This window comes from Candidatus Symbiopectobacterium sp. 'North America', from assembly GCF_015762685.1.
In the GTDB taxonomy this organism is placed as follows: domain Bacteria; phylum Pseudomonadota; class Gammaproteobacteria; order Enterobacterales; family Enterobacteriaceae; genus Symbiopectobacterium.
Genome location: NZ_PEHF01000001.1, coordinates 148,941 through 165,998, shown reverse-complemented (window position 1 = coordinate 165,998; position 17,058 = coordinate 148,941). Strand labels below are relative to the sequence as shown.

The following is a 17,058-nucleotide window of genomic DNA, read 5'->3' as shown; positions in this document are numbered from 1 at the left end:
GGACATAATCAGTATGTCAGAAGATCTCTAAAAGTGAATGGTTCGGTTTACCGGGATACTTACACAATCACTTCACCAATGTACACGCCATAAGCGATAAAGTCTGGCAGGCCCGCTGCTTGCAGCATCTGCACAATCCAACCCACGCCGTGCTCTATTTTGGCTACGCCGTGAAACAGCAACAAAATACCAATGGTCAGACGCAGTAGCAGAATACCTGCATCCTGATGGTCTGCGAGGCGATTGAATGACCGATTGAGCTGAGCAATCATAATAATTAACCCTATGCATGTTCACAAAAATTGTGGGAAGGACAACAGGGCGTAGTGTCGCCATTTTAGTGATGCAGAGAAAACAAATTTATTTGACATAGCTAATCAAAAAAATTGCTGTGGTATGCGCGAGTAGCTATGTGAACGCGATGTTGAAATGAACATAGCAAGGCCACTATCAACAAAGGCCCCTTTTCGGGAAGGATGGCAGCTGGGTGATGGGCCGCTGTATGGAATATGATGTGTTGTTTTATTTATCAATATCATACAGCGGATTGAACCAAGTAACGTGGTGAGCATGGATGATGTCGGTAAGCTGCTACCGACAATAATTTTCAGCCATTGTCCGCTATTTGTTGTACTGATCTTAGCCGTTATTTGACGATGTTGACGGCGTCGAACAGGCCTGTGGGTATTTTTTTATAATACCAGTATTAATCATTGACTGTTGCTTTGGTAAATGTCTCCAGTGTATAACTCACTTTGTTGCCGTTGACTGTTATCGCCATCTCTCCCTCTAGTGACTTAGCGCTCACTAACATAAAATCACCAGGCTCATTGGTGTAGTAACGGGTGTAGTCATCCAAAACCCCTTTTTGGCCACTGTACATGACCGAGTAGTCAAATTTGACAATGGTTTTAAAAATCTCTTTTGCACCAAAATATCGTCCATAAAGATTTGGAGCATGGAATAGGCCGAAATGCCCTCCGCTGTTTTGGAGTTTAGAGAAATAGAACTCAGGAATGGAAAAACTCTCTTGATTCTTGGCTATTTCATCCGCAATGATCTTCATTCTTACTTTGTCTTGCACATAAACACGTGTGTAAGCGCTATACATTAGCGAATAAGACCACAAGAAGGTTGCTAGACAAAGAAAGGTGACAATATTGATATTCAAAATATTTCTTCTGTCAGCCGTTTCCAGGATACCATGACCAAGGAATGATATTGAAAAGAGAAGAAACATCAATGTTCCATTGACTACCCTATCTGGGTAAGAGGGGGAGATGAACATGATAAAGCTTGTCCCCACCGCAATCGCTATCATCAGATAAGTTGCATAGATTCTTTTTCTAGAAACTGGCGTACCTTTGCGAGCACTTATAACTGCAATCAAAGCAAGTAATGCTAAAACAACATAGCTAATCCATATCAGAGCAAGATGTCCAGAGAGTCGTTCTGTAAAATGGAATACAATTTTTTCTAAAAATGATTTCCCTAACCAAATCGGGGTTTCTTTTGCTCTGATAAAATTTCCGGGTGCAAGAATGAGTATGCAAGCCCCGACTACTGCAATGAAAGTATAAATTACCTTATTGATATCAAAACTTTTTCTTTTCCAGAAATCATAACAAATCGCTAACAATGATGATCCAATAACGAATGGAGCCACGCTTTCATTAGAGCATCCGGCTAATAGGCTGATGATTACCATCAGTATGCGGATTTTTTTATCATTATTTTGAAGTGTGTAGCTTATTCCATATATCCATGCAGCAACAAAAAGATTTGTCCAGTGATAATTGACGCTACCAACAACCCAGAATATTGTCTCTCCAATATTAGGATTAGCTATCCAATAGGTAAGAAAAACTAATGGAATAATTATACTGTCATTTTTATTCCATTTGAATCAACCTGATGGTTTTTTTTGCAATGAAAAGGCAAAAAGACAATACGGCTGTTGCAATTGAAATCGAGTAAATAATACGAGAGTTTAGATATAGTAACAATGTGCTGATGTAATCAGCGACCACTCTTCCACTCCATGTCATGTAGTGTTTGTAGTGAGTATCTAAAGATATGCCTAGCAGTGTATAGTGATAATCATTTGAATGGATAGGCGTATACCACTCAATCAAAAATATTGCTAAAAAAATAACAACCGATATTAATATTGTCAGTGTCTTTTTCATCTTTTTGATATATCTCATTTTGGTGCTTGTTTTTTAATTATGTATCTTGGTCTTTGTTTTACTTCTACATAAATCCTTCCGATGTATTCTCCTAAAACCCCAATTCCTATAAGCTGAATACCACCGAGAAACAAAATAGAAACTAAGAGGGAAGGATAACCGCGCACGGGATTTCCGAAAACCAGGGTATTAAAAACCATCCAGGAGCCGTAAAGGAAGGATAATCCTGCTGCAAATAGACCAATATAGGTCCACACTCTTAATGGAATCGTTGAGAAACTGGTAATGCCTTCAAGAGCAAGGTTCCAGAGTTTCCAACCATTAAACTTTGTGTTTCCTGCAACGCGTTCAGCACGGGTGTATTCAACAATATCTGTTTTACCCCCCTGCCCAAGAGAGTATCCCTTTCATGAAAAGATTGCGTTCCGGCATAAGCTTAATATCTTCAACAATGCCACGAGACATTAAACGAAAGTCACCCACATTTTCTTCGATCTTCGGTGTACTAATTTTGTTGTGGAGTTTATAGAACCATTCTGCCGTTTTTCGCTTTAAGTGACCATCCGTAGAGCGATCCGAGTGCTTAGCCAGCACCATGTCTGCTCCACATTGCCATTTTTCAATAAGAGCAGGAATTATTTCAATAGGATCCTGAAGATCAACGTCAATGGGAATAATGACATCCCCGGTTGCATTCTCTAATCCTGCAAAAATAGCAGATTCTTTACCAAAATTACGAGTGAACGATAGCGGAAAAACTAATTCATCCGACACGGCGAGTGCATTAATGATTGACTCTGTAGCATCGCTGCTGCCATCGTTAATGAAAAAAATTTCTACTTGGTGCTGTCTGAGAGATTCCATCTCTCTAACTGCTTTATAAAAGATAGGTATTGTATCTGCCTCATTAAAGGCAGGAACTACCAGTGAGATTTTCATTTTTTTTTTCCTAAAGACAATGAACTTCGAGTAGAAAAAACCGCAAACTAGGCTAATTGCAGAAAATTCAATCATTGTGATCAAGGGGGAAATATTATAATGGTCTGATAGTTGACCTGAAATAAAGCTCAGTGTCCCCATGAAAGTAATGAAAAGAAAATATCTTCCTCCAGAAGCTCTGGCTTGAAAGGTGAATTTCGCATTGGCAAAAAATGAAAATGTAACTGCAACCAGAAATGCAATCAGGTTTCCGACCGATTGATCATATGCTGAAAGATAAACCAGAGCACCGAATACAATCCAGTGAATAATTGTATTGATAATCCCTACGGTCATATATTTAGTGAATAATTTAAGCATTCAATAATGATTTTTTATTAATTTTTGATGTTTTATCACTGATTCTGACTATGATCTACACAACAGTAACGCTTATGGCCTAAACGAAGGGTAATGTTTCGACTTAAAAAGGTTCTACTAAAATGGTAGTGGGAAAGGTTAATCGGGATGAGATCATCTTTTGCGATCGACGCTAACGGCGCTTTCGCCCAAGTCTAAGCACTGATTGGTGTTTGTTGGATGTCTCAGACATATGAGAAAGGATTAAAGGAAAAAAAACCGATCTGCGGATATGGTGGGTCGTGCAGGATTCGAACCTGCGACCAATTGATTAAAAGTCAACTGCTCTACCGACTGAGCTAACGACCCGCAGAAGTGGTGGGTGATGACGGGATCGAACCGCCGACCCTCTCCTTGTAAGGGAGGTGCTCTCCCAGTTGAGCTAATCACCCTCGCTGTGTGGAGTCGCATTATAGGGATAGTTGAAAGTGAGTCAACGTTTTTTAAATGCAAAATGCGTGTTCGTTGTAAAATTAGGCAACACGTCGTTTTTCTGAGCATTCGTGGTCAATAATTCGGCGTATTGTTAGTCCTATTCAACACGCAATGCGGTTACAGCGTTGAGGAATCAGGGCAGAGTGATAGAATATCGCCAACTTTTGGCTGGAACCGTCGCTGGTGTCTGCCAGTCGCCCTTAAGTAACAAGGCTTATTATCCCAATGAAAATCAAAACTCGTTTCGCGCCAAGCCCCACTGGCTATTTGCATGTCGGCGGCGCTCGTACTGCGCTTTACTCCTGGCTGTTTGCCCGTCACCATCAGGGTGAGTTTGTTTTGCGTATCGAAGACACTGACCTGGAGCGTTCAACGCAGGATGCCATTGATGCCATTATGGATGGCATGAACTGGCTGAACCTGGATTGGGATGAGGGTCCGTACTACCAGACCAAGCGCTTTGATCGTTACAACGCGGTGATTGATGAAATGCTGGTGCAGGGCACCGCCTACAAATGCTATTGCAGCCGTGAACGTCTGGAAGCGCTGCGTGAAGATCAAATGGCGAAGGGTGAAAAACCACGCTATGACGGCTGCTGCCGCGATTCTCATGCGCATCATGCCGATGATGAGCCTCACGTGGTGCGTTTTCGTAACCCGCAAGACGGTTCTGTGATTTTCAACGACCGTATTCGTGGCCCGATCGAATTCAGCAATCAGGAACTAGACGATCTGATCATTCGCCGTACCGATGGTTCGCCAACCTACAACTTCTGTGTAGTGATCGACGATTGGGATATGGAAATCACGCACGTTATTCGCGGTGAAGACCATATCAACAACACCCCGCGCCAAATCAACATCCTGAAAGCGTTGGGTGCGCCGGTGCCGGAATACGCCCATGTGTCTATGATTCTGGGCGATGATGGCAAAAAACTGTCCAAACGCCATGGTGCCGTGGGCGTGATGCAGTATCGCGATGATGGTTATCTGCCAGAAGCGCTGCTCAACTATCTGGTTCGCTTGGGGTGGTCACATGGCGATCAGGAAATTTTTTCCATTGATGAGATGACGCAACTGTTTACGTTGGATGCCGTAAGCAAATCGGCCAGCGCCTTCAATACCGAGAAGTTGCAGTGGCTCAATCATCACTATATCAATCATCTGCCGGCTGAATATTTGGCAACGCATCTGTCGTGGCACATTGAGCAGGCAGGGATCGACACTCGCACCGGGCCGCAACTGTGCGAACTGGTGACGCTGTTGGGCGAGCGCTGCAAAACTCTGAAAGAGATTGCGGCGTCCTGCCGTTATTTCTATGAAGATTTTGCCGAGTTTGATGCCGATGCTGCCAAGAAACACTTGCGCCCGGTCGCTCGCCAGCCACTGGAACTGGTGCGTGAGAAACTTGCTGCTATCAGCGACTGGACTGCGGAAAACATTCATCACGCCATTCAGGGCACGGCGGACGAACTGCAACAAGGCATGGGTAAAGTCGGTATGCCGCTGCGTGTGGCGGTAACTGGCGCGGGCCAATCACCGGGCGTTGATGTTACGGTACAGGAGGTGGGTCAGCAGCGTGCATTGGCACGCATCGATAAAGCATTGACCTTTATCGCTGAGCGTGAAGCGCAGCAATAATCGCGTAACCCAGCGATCGGTTAACGCCCCGTGTGCCCCTCCTTTTCGGGAGTTCGCCGCCGGGGCGTTTTTTTATTCACGAACGCAGATCAATCCTGAGCTCATTGTGGCTGAATGGCCACTTCTATCGCCTTTGACATCTCATCGGGGATCACGCTGCCATGGTGTTTACCTTCGAACAGGATAAAGCTGGCTGCGGGGTTTTCGCTGTGCAATTGCGCTGACAGATCGCGCGCTTTGGTCGCCATGGTGCGCTGTGCCTGACGCTTGGCACGTTTCGGATCGACCGGTTGGTTGGGATCGGCCTTGGGGGGCTTCTCTTCATATTCGCCTACGCTTATCGTGATTGACGTAGGTTGTGCAGTAAGCAGTGGTGAACGTTTGGGGATGACTACTCCGTCTCCCCACCAGATAGACGGGCTGGCAGCCAGATAGCGCTGGAAGGATTCCCCATGATTAAACAGGGTAAACAGTACGAATAACCCGCCAAAGGAGTGACCGGCGAGTGTCTGCTGCTGTGGATTAACCGGGACTCGCGCTTCTACCCACGGTTTCACACTGTGTTGGATAAACTGATAAAACTGCTCTGCTTCCCCTCCCTCCCCAAAATCCGGATCGATTGTCGGGGCCGGTGGCGTGTAGTCGCGGGTGCGGGCAGGGATGTCATAACCTTGATCAATGCGATAGCCGATGCCAACAATCACAGGTGCAGGCCCCTGTGCGGGGGTATAACTGTTGACCGCCAGCGGGAACTGGGCATTGGCGTCCAGTACATAGAGCACTGGACGTTTCTCCTGTGCGGCGATATCACGCGGCGTAGCGATGAAGACACGGTACTGAAGCTGGCGGGTACTTTCCATATCGTGTTGCTCAATGCTGAAGTAGCGCTTAGCGTTTTCAGAGAGTGTGGCGACAAGGGGCTATGCCCGTGCGGGCAAAAGGCTGGAGGTGATCAGAGTAATAAGCACAACGGGCAAATAGCGCATAACGACCTGTTAAGGTTCTGATGAACGAGTAAAAAGATGATAATAAAACCCGTTATCATTACCAGCGCTTTTTCTGTTCTTATGCGCGGTATTTCGCCACAAGCGTTGATAAAATCGGAGTGCTGGCGGCTTTTTCAGCGGTTGACGGCAGAAATAGATTTAGCCGTTGACACACCTGAGCGGGTTGCATATTATTCGGGCCGTTCACACAGACAATCGGTGTCACTGTCTGATGTAATAAGGCTATAGCTCAGCTGGGAGAGCGCTTGCATAGCATGAAAGAGGTCAGCGGTTCGATCCCGCTTAGCTCCACCATCCCAAGTGTGTTGGGATGGCTGTGGTAAACAGATGCAGTAAACATATCCAGCATTGTGGGGCTATAGCTCAGCTGGGAGAGCGCTTGCATGGCATGCAAGAGGTCAGCGGTTCGATCCCGCTTAGCTCCACCACTCCTTCTTGTTTTTATTTCCTTGTTTTTTCCCCAAGACCATCGCTGTGGCGTAGTCAATTTTCGCATCGGGCTCAGTTCGCAAGCTATTTGCATTGCTGTGGCGCGGCTTGCGAACCGATGACATTACTGATCTGCTGAACTCGGTAGCTGTGGCATCCAATCAATTGGCGACTGCCCCTGCTGTATCAGAAATTGATTCGTTTTGGAAAAGTGGCGACAGCCCAGAAAGCCACGGTGTGCAGACAACGGTGACGGGTGCGGGGATTTCAGCACATGATGGCGCTGCGTGTCGATAATGCTGCCTTTTCTCTGTGCGTGTGCGCCCCACAGCAGAAACACGATGCCATCACGCTTTTCATTCAATGCGCTAATCACGCGATCGGTAAAGGTTTCCCAGCCGAGGTTGGCGTGGGAATGCGCCTGACCTGCCTCCACCGTTAACACGGTATTTAACAGTAGCACACCTTGCTCCGCCCAGCTTTGTAGGCAACCATGCTGAGGGATCGTAAAGCCGGAAATATCGTTCGCCAGCTCTTTGTACATGTTCATTAATGACGGCGGTGTGGGAATGCCCGGACGGACGGAGAATGACAGGCCGTGCGCTTGATTAGGCCCGTGATAGGGGTCTTGTCCCAGGATAACCACCTTGACCTGATTGAACTCCGTATAGCGAAAGGCGTTAAACACATCTTTCTGCGGGGGATAAATTACCTTTCCTTCGGCGCGGGCATTGCCGACAAACGTCAATGTTTGCACAAAATAAGGCTGCTCTTTTTCCTGTGCCAAAACGTCATGCCACGTTAGTTCGGTTGTCATCCTGTCCTCGATGCGGGTGTTGTGAAAAAGGGCTGTAGCTTACCGATCTCTGCTCTCAAGGTAAAACACTGTGGCGGGAAAGTTGATGGTAATGAAGTGAAAATTATAAAAAAGTTGAAAATTTACAAAAAAATTGCATTACGCCTTTTGGCTAAAATTGATGTAAAACAATTAATTGCTGCTGGCGCTGTTTTCCACTCCCTGCATTAATTGATTTAAATCAAAGATTGGCGGCTAAGGTACTGGTATATAACTACACAAGGTAAGTGAATTTCATTTTGTGGTTAAAACCTCGTGTTGGTAAGTACTGCAATCCTTCCCAGGTTCAGACACGATTCTGCTGTTTTACGGAGGCAATTATGGTTACTGGCATTCAAATCACTAAAGCTAACAACAACGCTCTGGTTAACTCTTTCTGGTTGCTTGATGAAGAAAAATCAGAAGCACGCTGCGTTTGCGCAAAAGCGGATTACAGAGAAGATCAAATCGTTCCGGTGAGCGATCTGGGGCAGTTTGAATATTGTGAAGTTCCGTTGGAAATCAAACTGGAAGTGCGCGTGGAAGGTAGTCAACACCTTAACGTGAACGTTCTGCGCCGTGAAACGCTGGAAGATGCGGTAAAACATCCGGAATGACCATCCGTGTTTCTGGTTATGCAGTGCGTTTCAACTCACTGACCCCGGAACAGCAACGTGACGTGATTACGAGTACTTTCACCGAAAGTACTCGTGCGGCGGCGGTAATAAAAAAGGAGCGAAAGCTCCTTTTTTTGTGCTCTGGTTTGTTCCCGGCGTTAGTGCTGGGAGACGGTATCGAAACAGAATTACTCTGCGCCTGAAGGCGTATCGTCCGTTTTCTGCGTAGGCTGGCGGCGCTTCCCTACGTTCTTGCTGTCGCGGTGGCGTACTTTCACCTTGGCTTTTTCTTTTTCTTTCTTCTTTTTCTTCTCTTCAGCACGCTTAGCCAGTACTTTTTTCGACGGCTTACCGTTGGTTTTTTCGCTTGGTGCTTTGGTTTTCGGACGCAACTCATCAATGACGCGTGCTTTTAGCGGCTCATTTAAGTAGCGGCTGATCTTGCCAAGCAGCAAATGATCGTGGGCTTCCACCAGTGAGATGGCACACCCTTTTTTGCCAGCGCGTCCGGTACGCCCGATACGGTGCAAGTAGATATCGGCCGTAAGTGGCAAGTCAAAGTTGAAGACATGACTAACATCGTTGATGTCCAACCCGCGTGCGGCAACGTCTGTGGCAATCAATACATTGACCAGCCCCTCGCTCAGACGTGTGATGGCCTGATTGCGTTTAGCCTGCACCATTTCGCCTTCCAGATGGCAACTGTTGATACCCGCTTCGCGTAGCCAGGCCGCAAGTTCACGCACGCGCTCGCGCTTACGCACAAACACAATTGCTCGGGTGGTTTCCGGCTGTTTCAGCAAATGTGCCAGCAGCGCGGTTTTGTGCTCAGTATCATCAGCGCGGTAAAACCATTGCAGAATCTTTTTACGTTCACGCCGTGAAGGGTCGGCTTCAATCTCAACCGGCTCTTTCAGCAGTCGCTCTGCGAAATCTTTGACGGCATTGCCTTCCAGCGTGGCGGAAAACAGCAAGGTTTGTGTGCGCCAGCGGGTTTCACCGGCAATATGTTCGATATCCTGAGCAAATCCCATGTCGAGCATACGATCCGCTTCGTCCAGAATCAGCGTTTCCACTGCGCGGCAGTCAAAGTTTTCTTCTTTGATGTATTGCAGCAGGCGCCCCGTTGTCGCCACTACAATATCCTGATTCTCTCTGAAGACTTCAGCGTGGTTCATGTAGGCCACACCGCCAGTGATGGTTGCCACGTCCAGATGGGTGTGCGCCGCCAACGCTTTAGCCTGTTCAGCCACCTGCATCGCCAGTTCACGTGTGGGCGTTACGATCAGAATGCGCGGCGGCCCTGATTTTTTACGTCGAAAGTCAATCAGATGCTGCAACACCGGCAGCAGATAGGCTGCTGTTTTTCCTGTTCCTGTTGGCGCGGATCCAAGGACATCTCTCCCGTCCATGGCGGGTGGGATCGCCGCGAGTTGAATGGCGGTGGGGCGCTCGTAGCCCATATCGCGCAAGGCATCTAGCAGGCTTTCATCAAGATCAAGATCGGAAAATTGGGTTGCAGTCATGGTCTACCTCTATTATTTGGGGCGCTGATTATAGAGGCATTACGCGTGCACTTCATCATCTGTTTACACCGCCTCGGTGTCCTGTCGGCGGGATGCTTTCCCTGTTGCAGGGATTCCCTTATGCTACGGCGGTTTTTCGTAGGAGCAGCACATCATGCATCAGCACGCAGCGCGATCACAAACATCGCGGCGCAACGGGTTCACGTTTAAACAATTTTTTGTCGCGCACGATCGTTGTGCGATGAAAGTGGGTACGGATGCCATCCTGCTCGGTGCCTGGGCTCCGGTGCCGCAAACCGGCTGTGTGCTGGTATTGGCTGTGGTTCCGGCATTATCACCCTAATGTTGGCACAGCGTAGCCCAGACACAGTGACGATCGATGCGGTTGAGGTAGAACCTGAAGCCAGCAAGCAGGCACAAGAGAATCGGCAGGCCTCACCGTGGGCATCACGTATTACCGTGCTAAACCGTGATATTGAGACGTTTACGACACAAACAACATCACGCTACGCGTTGATTGTCAGTAACCCTCCTTATTTTGCACCGGGCAGTGCGTGTCGGACCGAGGCGCGCAGCACGGCCCGTTATACAGAGAGTTTGTCCCATGAAACCTTACTCCACTGTGCTGCCAGGCTGCTGGAGCCGGAAGGGCGCTTTTGTGTGGTACTACCGAGCCAGGTTGCCAGTGATTTTTGCATCACGGCATGCCAACAAGGGTTGTCGATACGTCAGCGACTGGCCGTACGTGAGAGGACAGAAGGCCAACCGCATCGGGAACTGTTGACCCTGGCGAAGCAAGCGGGCCCCTGTGAGAGGCGAACGCTGATTGTTCGCGCATAAGATGGCAGCTACTCTTATGATTTTCGCGCATTGACCAAGGATTTCTATTTATTTATGTAGGATATTCCTTGTCGTTAACGATGGCTCGGGCACTCTCAGAGGCTAACGGTGCTATTGAACGTTTTTTCGCGTATGATCCCCTGACTGTCCCAGCTAAAGAACAGAAAACTGCGCGACGTGTACGGATGTAAACGCCGACGCGCGAAGATATATGGGGCAGGCTGAGCACATAAAGAAGAAGGAGCAAACGTTATCGGGAACTTTTGTTAACCGGTAGTGTCCGACTTACAGCTTGCTCAGATTATTCAATAACGATATGGCTGGCAGTACTATTTTACGTGTGGAGAACGGTTTGAGGAGACATTACCTCGGATGAGCGAGCAGCTAGCGGATCGCATTCTGGTTGAACGTGCCCAGAAAGGCGACCAGAAATCTTTTAATTTGCTGGTGGTGCGCTACCAGCACAAAGTAGCGAACCTGGTGTCACGGTACGTTCCTCCTGGGGATGTGCCGGATGTGGTGCAGGAGTCGTTTATCAAAGCCTATCGTGCGTTGGAGTCTTTTCGCGGCGATAGTGCCTTCTACACTTGGCTGTATCGTATTGCGGTCAATACGTCCAAAAATTATCTGGTTGCTCAGGGGCGGCGACCACCGTCGAGCGACGTTGATGCCAATGACGCTGAAAATTATGAAACCGCCAGCGCATTAAAAGAAATATCGAACCCTGAGAACTTAATGTTGTCAGAGGAATTGAGAAGTATAGTTTTTCGAACCATTGAAGCGTTGCCAGAAGATTTACGGATGGCTATTACGCTACGCGAACTTGATTGCCTGAGTTATGAAGAGATAGCCGCCATTATGGATTGCCCGGTCGGCACTGTTCGTTCTCGCATATTCCGTGCGCGAGAAGCGATCGATAACAAAATACAACCGCTAATTCAACGTTAACCCGGTTTTCGCGTTAACCATGATGGATTTGACAAGGTAAGGGTATGGGTATGCAGAAAGAGAAACTTTCCGCTTTAATGGACGGCGAGGCTGCGGATACCGAACTGCTTAACACATTGGGGCGGGATGCTGAACTGCAAAAAAGTTGGCAAAGCTACCATTTGATTCGCGATACGCTGCGTTGTGATGTGGCGCAGAGCATCATTGAAATCGACATTGCCGCACGCGTTGCGCAGGCGATTGCCGAAGAGCCGGTGCGCATTGCGCCTCAAGCTATTCCCGAAGCACAGCCTCATCCCGATACCTGGTCGCGCTTGTCGTTCTGGGACAAAGTGCGTCCTTGGGCAAGCCAACTGACTCAGGTTGGTGTGGCCGCCTGTGTCTCATTGGCGGTGATCGTCGGCGTGCAAATGCAACGTTCCCCGGATCAAACGCCGGAAGCGCAAAACGACATGCCAGCGTTTAGTACGCTTCCCGCCATGGGCACCGCCTCTCCGGTAAGTCTGGGTGTACCGTCTGAAAACGTGGTGTCGCATGGTGGTCAACGTCAGGTTGAAGCAGAACGCAACCGCATCAATGTCATGTTGCAGGACTATGAGTTGCAGCGCCGCCTCCATTCGAAGCCTTTGCAAGGTCAGCAAGATGAAGAACAGCAGGCCGCTATTCAGGTGCCTGGCACTCAATCTTTAGGAACGCAGTCTCGTTAATGAAGCGTGTTGGGTTTGCTTTTTGCATTCTGTTCGGTTGCTTACCCTATTCAACAACAGTCCTGGCGCGGCCTGCGTCAGGTACGGTGTTGCAGCCTAAGCCCTCGTCCTCGCTGCAACAGATGGGCAACGCTATTCGGGCATTGAATTATGAAATACATTTCATCAATATCTCCCGTCAGGGCATCGAATCTCTGCGCTATCGGCATGCCCGTATAGATAACCGTCCATTGGCACAGTTGCTGTTTATGGATGGGCCTCGCAGAGAAATCGCGCAGCGAGACCGGAATATCAGTTACTTTGATACCGATCTGGAACCTTTCTCGCTTTCCGGCGATCACATCATCGATTCGTTCCCCAGCCTGGTTTATGCCGATCATCAATCGCTGTCCGCGTTCTATGATTTCATTCCGGCGGCAGGAAGAGTACGGATCGCCGATCGCCAGTGTGAGGGCATGCGTATTATTTCCCGGGATGGGACACAGTATAGCTACAGCGTATGGTTTGATGTTGCGACCAAACTGCCGTTGCGTATTGACTTGCAAGATCGCAATGGGGAACGGATGGAGCAATTTCTGGTGGCATCGCTGGTGGTCAGTGATGATATCCGTGAGACGTTACGCCCATTATTAAGCGAAGGGTTACCGCCATTGCTGACGACACCGTCGGTTGAAACGGTTGACCTGACCTGGACTCCTGGATGGCTGCCACAGGGTATGAAAGAGATCTCGCGTACCCGCAGAACGTTGCCTGGAATCAGCATCCCGATTGAATCGCGCCTGTTCAGTGATGGTTTATTCAGCTTTTCTGTTAATATCACGCCATCGTCAGAATCTCGTGCCGAGCAATATGTCACGACGGGACGGCGAAGCGTACACACAGAAATCCGCAATGGGTATGAAATAACCGTAGTGGGCGAATTACCCCCTACCACGGCCAAACGCATTGCGGATAATGTCATTTTTCAATCGCCGTAAATTTGCAAGATGTAGGGCGCAGGTATGATCAAAGAGTGGGCGACTGTGGTTTCCTGGCACAATGGCATGGCCGTGCTGCACTGTGAGCAGCGTTCTGGGTGCAGCGGTTGTCAGTCGCGTAAAACCTGCGGCACCGGGCTTTTGAGTGAATTGGGTCGGTCCGCCGAGCAGGCGCTGCACGTTCCGTGCGAGCAACCCTTGCTGCCTGGTCAACGCGTTAAATTGGGTATTTCCGAAAGTAGCCTGCTGCGTTCCGCCATGCTGGTCTATCTGGTGCCGCTGTTAGGGTTGTTCGTAGGGGCGGGATTGTTGCAGTCGCTGTTCGCCAACGATCTGGCTGCGGTGCTGGGCGCGCTGCTGGGTGCCGCGTTGGCGTTTATCCTGGTACGCGGCTGTTCGCTTAAATTAGGCGAGAAACGTCACTATCGCCCGGTTATTTTGCAGATAGCCTTGCCGGGGCAGCCGCTGAAAATTGAATCCTGAACCTCATTTAACCGGGCGAGCCGCTGGGCTACTCGGTCTTTCTCACCGAGATATTTTCCGTCCAACGCGCGCTTGCTTGTCCTTAAACGTCATCTTTTTCCCGGTTATCTGCCATGATGGAATAAAAGCGCCATAATCAAAGGGAATACGGGTTGATGACTAGGTTTTCCGGCGTCTGACGTGTAGAATGCATCGGTTCTGGTGAAAGGGGAGGGCATTGCCGCCATTTTCATCGCATGCGCATGCCAGACGGCAAGAATTTCAGAAATACCAAGGTAGAAAAACTTTCATAATGAAGCATATACGAAATTTCTCCATTATTGCCCATATCGACCACGGTAAGTCGACGCTTTCTGACCGCATTATTCAACTTTGCGGCGGTTTATCTGACCGTGAAATGGCGGCGCAGGTGTTGGACTCCATGGATCTGGAACGTGAACGCGGCATCACCATTAAAGCGCAAAGTGTAACGCTGGATTACCATGCCAAAGATGGCGAGACCTACCAACTGAATTTTATCGACACACCGGGGCACGTTGACTTCTCCTATGAAGTTTCACGTTCTCTGGCGGCGTGCGAAGGTGCGTTGCTGGTAGTGGATGCAGGGCAAGGCGTAGAGGCACAAACGCTCGCCAACTGCTACATCGCGATGGAAATGGACCTGGAAGTGGTCCCGGTACTTAACAAGATTGATCTGCCGGCCGCCGATCCCGAGCGTGTGGCAGAAGAGATTGAAGATATCGTCGGCATCGATGCCACCGATGCCGTGCGCTGCTCGGCGAAAACCGGCGTTGGCGTTCCTGATGTGCTTGAACGTCTGGTGAAAGAAATTCCGCCGCCGGAGGGCGATCCAAATGCGCCGCTTCAGGCGTTGATCATCGACTCCTGGTTCGACAACTACCTTGGTGTGGTCTCTCTGATCCGCATCAAAAATGGTTCGTTGCGCAAGGGCGACAAAGTGAAGGTCATCAGTACCGGTCAGGTGTATAACGCCGATCGTCTGGGGATTTTCACGCCGAAGCAGATCGATCGCGATGTGCTTAATTGCGGTGAAGTGGGTTGGCTGGTGTGCGCCATCAAAGACATTCTTGGTGCTCCGGTGGGGGATACCCTGACATTGGCTCGCCAACCGGCTGACAAAGCGCTACCGGGCTTCAAAAAGGTTAAACCACAGGTTTATGCAGGCTTATTCCCGGTCAGTTCTGATGATTATGAGAACTTCCGCGACGCTTTGGGCAAACTGAGTGTCAATGACGCCTCGCTGTTCTACGAACCGGAAACCTCAACCGCGTTGGGCTTCGGTTTTCGCTGCGGCTTCCTGGGCCTCCTGCACATGGAGATCATTCAGGAACGTCTGGAGCGTGAATACGATCTGGATCTGATCACCACGGCACCGACCGTAATTTATGAAGTGAAGACCACGCGTCAGGAAATTGTCTACGTTGACAGCCCTTCCAAGCTGCCGCCGCTCAACAACATTGAAGAACTGCGTGAACCTATCGCGGAATGCCATATGCTGCTGCCGCAGGAGTACCTGGGCAACGTCATCACCTTGTGTATTGAGAAGCGTGGTGTGCAGACCAACATGGTTTACCACGGTAATCAGGTGTCGTTGACCTATGAAATTCCGATGGCGGAAGTGGTGCTCGATTTCTTCGATCGACTGAAATCGACCTCGCGCGGTTACGCATCGCTGGATTACAGTTTCAAACGTTTCCAGGTCTCTGACATGGTGCGGGTTGACGTGATGATTAACGCAGAACGTGTTGATGCGTTGGCGCTGATTACCCACCGCGATAACTCACAGTATCGTGGCCGTGAGCTGGTGGAAAAAATGAAAGAGCTGATTCCGCGTCAGCAATTTGATATTGCCATTCAGGCAGCCATTGGTAACCACATTATCGCGCGTTCAACCGTGAAACAACTGCGTAAAAACGTATTGGCAAAATGTTATGGCGGCGACGTGAGCCGTAAGAAAAAGCTGTTGCAGAAACAGAAAGACGGTAAGAAGCGCATGAAACAGGTCGGCAACGTTGAATTGCCGCAAGAAGCCTTCTTGGTCATTCTGCACGTCGGCAAAGAGAGCAAGTAAACCCTAAGGAGTTGGCATGGCCAATATGTTTGCCTTGGTTTTAGCGCTGGCGACGCTTGTCACCGGCATCGTCTGGTGTTTTGAACGCTTTAAATGGGCACCGGCACGCAAGGCGAGAGCCGAGGCGGCGCTGAGTGCGCAGCAGGATGGCGGCGCGGGCGTTGTGACGATCAAACAGCCCGGTTGGATTGAAACCTGCGCTTCGGTGTTTCCGGTATTGGCGCTGGTGTTTTTTGTGCGCTCCTTTGTTTACGAACCGTTCCAGATACCTTCGGGCTCCATGATGCCGACGCTGCTGATTGGTGATTTTATTCTGGTGGAGAAATTTGCCTACGGCATCAAGGATCCCATCACGCAGACGACGTTGATCCCGACCGGGCATCCGCGACGCGGGGATGTAGCGGTATTCAAATATCCTGAAAATCCGCGTCTGGATTATATCAAACGTGTGATTGGTCTGCCGGGTGACAGGGTTTCTTACGATCCGCTCAGCAAGCAGGTGACGGTGCGTCCCGCGTGTGAAGGCTCGGCGTGTGACAGCGCCGTTGCGGTGACCTACAGCAACCTTGAAGCCAGTGATTTCGTGCAAACGTTCGGTCGTCCTGGTTCAGAATCGGGCAGCGGTTTCTACGCGCTGCCACTCGGTGAGGAAAAACAGGGCGGTGTGCGGATGGGAGTTCGTCAGGAGACGCTGGGTGATGTCTCGCACCGTATTCTGGTGGTGCCGGGTAGCCAGGATCAACTGGGGATGTACTACCAGCAGTCGCGCCAGCCGCTGGCCACCTGGGTAGTGCCAAACGGGCACTATTTCATGATGGGTGATAACCGTGATAACAGCGACGATAGCCGTTTTTGGGGGGTTGTGCCGGAAAAAAATCTGGTCGGCCGCGCAACGGCAATCTGGATGAGCTTTGAGAAAAAAGAAGGTGAATGGCCAACGGGCGTGCGTCTGAGCCGAATTGGTCGAATTCATTAATCACCGTGATAAACCCGC

13 protein-coding genes, 3 tRNA genes and 5 pseudogenes are annotated in these 17,058 nt (G+C 49.3%); 11 read left to right on the top strand and 10 right to left on the bottom strand.

Going from position 1 to position 17,058, the window contains the following annotated elements; translation table 11 throughout:
* Positions 1-65 precede the first annotated feature (65 nt).
* The 7 genes and pseudogenes from CS369_RS00800 to CS369_RS00775 form a co-directional block, all read right to left on the bottom strand.
* Positions 66-272: pseudogene (locus CS369_RS00800) on the bottom strand (DoxX family protein); the annotation flags it as partial.
* Positions 273-706: 434 nt separating this feature from the next.
* The gene (locus CS369_RS00795; RefSeq protein ID WP_280514694.1) at positions 707-1,849 is read right to left on the bottom strand and encodes a DUF6056 family protein; all 1,143 of its coding nucleotides are present in this window, start codon (positions 1,847-1,849) and stop codon (positions 707-709) included.
* A 43-nt stretch (positions 1,850-1,892) separates the two neighbouring features.
* Positions 1,893-2,189, bottom strand: coding sequence for a DUF6056 family protein (locus CS369_RS24350; protein ID WP_280514691.1), 297 nt, complete (start codon positions 2,187-2,189; stop codon positions 1,893-1,895).
* A gap of 14 nt (positions 2,190-2,203) precedes the next feature.
* Positions 2,204-3,128, bottom strand: a pseudogene (locus CS369_RS00790) (glycosyltransferase family 2 protein).
* 24 nt (positions 3,129-3,152) lie between these two features.
* A pseudogene (locus CS369_RS00785) lies at positions 3,153-3,464 on the bottom strand (GtrA family protein); the annotation flags it as partial.
* Between the two features lie 296 nt (positions 3,465-3,760).
* Positions 3,761-3,836: transfer RNA gene (locus CS369_RS00780), tRNA-Lys, on the bottom strand.
* A 7-nt stretch (positions 3,837-3,843) separates the two neighbouring features.
* Positions 3,844-3,919 (bottom strand) — tRNA-Val (locus CS369_RS00775).
* A 268-nt stretch (positions 3,920-4,187) separates the two neighbouring features.
* On the opposite strand from CS369_RS00775, the gene gltX reads away from it, so the two are divergent.
* Positions 4,188-5,603: a glutamate--tRNA ligase gene (gltX, locus tag CS369_RS00770; RefSeq protein WP_196905617.1), complete on the top strand. Its 1,416-nt coding sequence runs from the start codon at positions 4,188-4,190 to the stop codon at positions 5,601-5,603.
* A gap of 101 nt (positions 5,604-5,704) precedes the next feature.
* Here the strand turns inward: gltX and CS369_RS00765 are convergent, their stop codons facing one another.
* Entirely contained in the window at positions 5,705-6,463 is a 759-nt protein-coding gene (locus CS369_RS00765) for an alpha/beta hydrolase (protein ID WP_244664677.1), read from the bottom strand.
* A 499-nt stretch (positions 6,464-6,962) separates the two neighbouring features.
* On the opposite strand from CS369_RS00765, the gene CS369_RS00760 reads away from it, so the two are divergent.
* Positions 6,963-7,038, top strand: a tRNA-Ala gene (locus tag CS369_RS00760).
* Between the two features lie 125 nt (positions 7,039-7,163).
* Here CS369_RS00760 and ung read toward each other — a convergent pair.
* Positions 7,164-7,856, bottom strand: coding sequence for a uracil-DNA glycosylase (gene ung, locus CS369_RS00755; RefSeq protein WP_196905616.1), 693 nt, complete (start codon positions 7,854-7,856; stop codon positions 7,164-7,166).
* A gap of 21 nt (positions 7,857-7,877) precedes the next feature.
* On the opposite strand from ung, the gene CS369_RS00750 reads away from it, so the two are divergent.
* Positions 7,878-8,066 carry a hypothetical protein gene (locus tag CS369_RS00750; protein ID WP_196905615.1) on the top strand — a complete coding sequence of 63 codons (189 nt, stop codon included), beginning with the start codon at positions 7,878-7,880 and terminating at the stop codon, positions 8,064-8,066.
* A gap of 149 nt (positions 8,067-8,215) precedes the next feature.
* Positions 8,216-8,580: pseudogene (grcA, locus tag CS369_RS00745) on the top strand (autonomous glycyl radical cofactor GrcA); the annotation flags it as partial.
* A gap of 99 nt (positions 8,581-8,679) precedes the next feature.
* Here grcA and srmB read toward each other — a convergent pair.
* Positions 8,680-10,017: an ATP-dependent RNA helicase SrmB gene (srmB, locus tag CS369_RS00740; RefSeq protein ID WP_196905614.1), complete on the bottom strand. Its 1,338-nt coding sequence runs from the start codon at positions 10,015-10,017 to the stop codon at positions 8,680-8,682.
* 154 nt (positions 10,018-10,171) lie between these two features.
* Here srmB and CS369_RS00735 point away from each other — a divergent pair.
* The 7 genes and pseudogenes from CS369_RS00735 (at position 10,172) to lepB (ending at position 17,040) form a co-directional block, all read left to right on the top strand.
* Positions 10,172-10,857: pseudogene (locus CS369_RS00735) on the top strand (tRNA1(Val) (adenine(37)-N6)-methyltransferase).
* 372 nt (positions 10,858-11,229) lie between these two features.
* A complete protein-coding gene (gene rpoE, locus CS369_RS00730) occupies positions 11,230-11,805 on the top strand; it encodes an RNA polymerase sigma factor RpoE (RefSeq protein ID WP_196905613.1) in 576 nt (191 codons plus the stop codon).
* A gap of 50 nt (positions 11,806-11,855) precedes the next feature.
* Positions 11,856-12,512, top strand: coding sequence for an anti-sigma-E factor RseA (gene rseA, locus CS369_RS00725; RefSeq protein ID WP_196905612.1), 657 nt, complete (start codon positions 11,856-11,858; stop codon positions 12,510-12,512).
* Positions 12,512-13,489 (top strand): sigma-E factor regulatory protein RseB, encoded by a 978-nt coding sequence (gene rseB, locus CS369_RS00720; RefSeq protein ID WP_196905611.1) that lies wholly within the window; start codon positions 12,512-12,514, stop codon positions 13,487-13,489. The genes rseA and rseB overlap by 1 nt, the downstream gene beginning before the upstream one ends.
* A 24-nt stretch (positions 13,490-13,513) precedes the next feature.
* Positions 13,514-13,972, top strand: coding sequence for a SoxR-reducing system protein RseC (gene rseC / locus CS369_RS00715; protein ID WP_196905610.1), 459 nt, complete (start codon positions 13,514-13,516; stop codon positions 13,970-13,972).
* Positions 13,973-14,264: 292 nt separating this feature from the next.
* A complete protein-coding gene (lepA, locus tag CS369_RS00710; RefSeq protein WP_196905609.1) occupies positions 14,265-16,064 on the top strand; it encodes a translation elongation factor 4 in 1,800 nt (599 codons plus the stop codon).
* Positions 16,065-16,080: 16 nt separating this feature from the next.
* The gene (lepB, locus tag CS369_RS00705) at positions 16,081-17,040 is read left to right on the top strand and encodes a signal peptidase I (RefSeq protein WP_196905608.1); all 960 of its coding nucleotides are present in this window, start codon (positions 16,081-16,083) and stop codon (positions 17,038-17,040) included.
* Positions 17,041-17,058: the final 18 nt, after the last annotated feature.

What these genes read in the sequence shown, in the direction of transcription:
- lepA (WP_196905609.1), top strand. Translation starts at nt 14,265, where the DNA reads ATGAAGCATATACGAAATTTCTCCATTATTGCCCATATCGACCACGGT.
- lepB (WP_196905608.1), top strand. Translation starts at nt 16,081, where the DNA reads ATGGCCAATATGTTTGCCTTGGTTTTAGCGCTGGCGACGCTTGTCACC.
- rpoE (WP_196905613.1), top strand. Translation starts at nt 11,230, where the DNA reads ATGAGCGAGCAGCTAGCGGATCGCATTCTGGTTGAACGTGCCCAGAAA.
- CS369_RS24350 (WP_280514691.1), bottom strand. Translation starts at nt 2,189, where the DNA reads ATGAAAAAGACACTGACAATATTAATATCGGTTGTTATTTTTTTAGCA.
- ung (WP_196905616.1), bottom strand. Translation starts at nt 7,856, where the DNA reads ATGACAACCGAACTAACGTGGCATGACGTTTTGGCACAGGAAAAAGAG.
- srmB (WP_196905614.1), bottom strand. Translation starts at nt 10,017, where the DNA reads ATGACTGCAACCCAATTTTCCGATCTTGATCTTGATGAAAGCCTGCTA.
- rseA (WP_196905612.1), top strand. Translation starts at nt 11,856, where the DNA reads ATGCAGAAAGAGAAACTTTCCGCTTTAATGGACGGCGAGGCTGCGGAT.
- rseC (WP_196905610.1), top strand. Translation starts at nt 13,514, where the DNA reads ATGATCAAAGAGTGGGCGACTGTGGTTTCCTGGCACAATGGCATGGCC.
- CS369_RS00765 (WP_244664677.1), bottom strand. Translation starts at nt 6,463, where the DNA reads ATGGAAAGTACCCGCCAGCTTCAGTACCGTGTCTTCATCGCTACGCCG.
- gltX (WP_196905617.1), top strand. Translation starts at nt 4,188, where the DNA reads ATGAAAATCAAAACTCGTTTCGCGCCAAGCCCCACTGGCTATTTGCAT.
- rseB (WP_196905611.1), top strand. Translation starts at nt 12,512, where the DNA reads ATGAAGCGTGTTGGGTTTGCTTTTTGCATTCTGTTCGGTTGCTTACCC.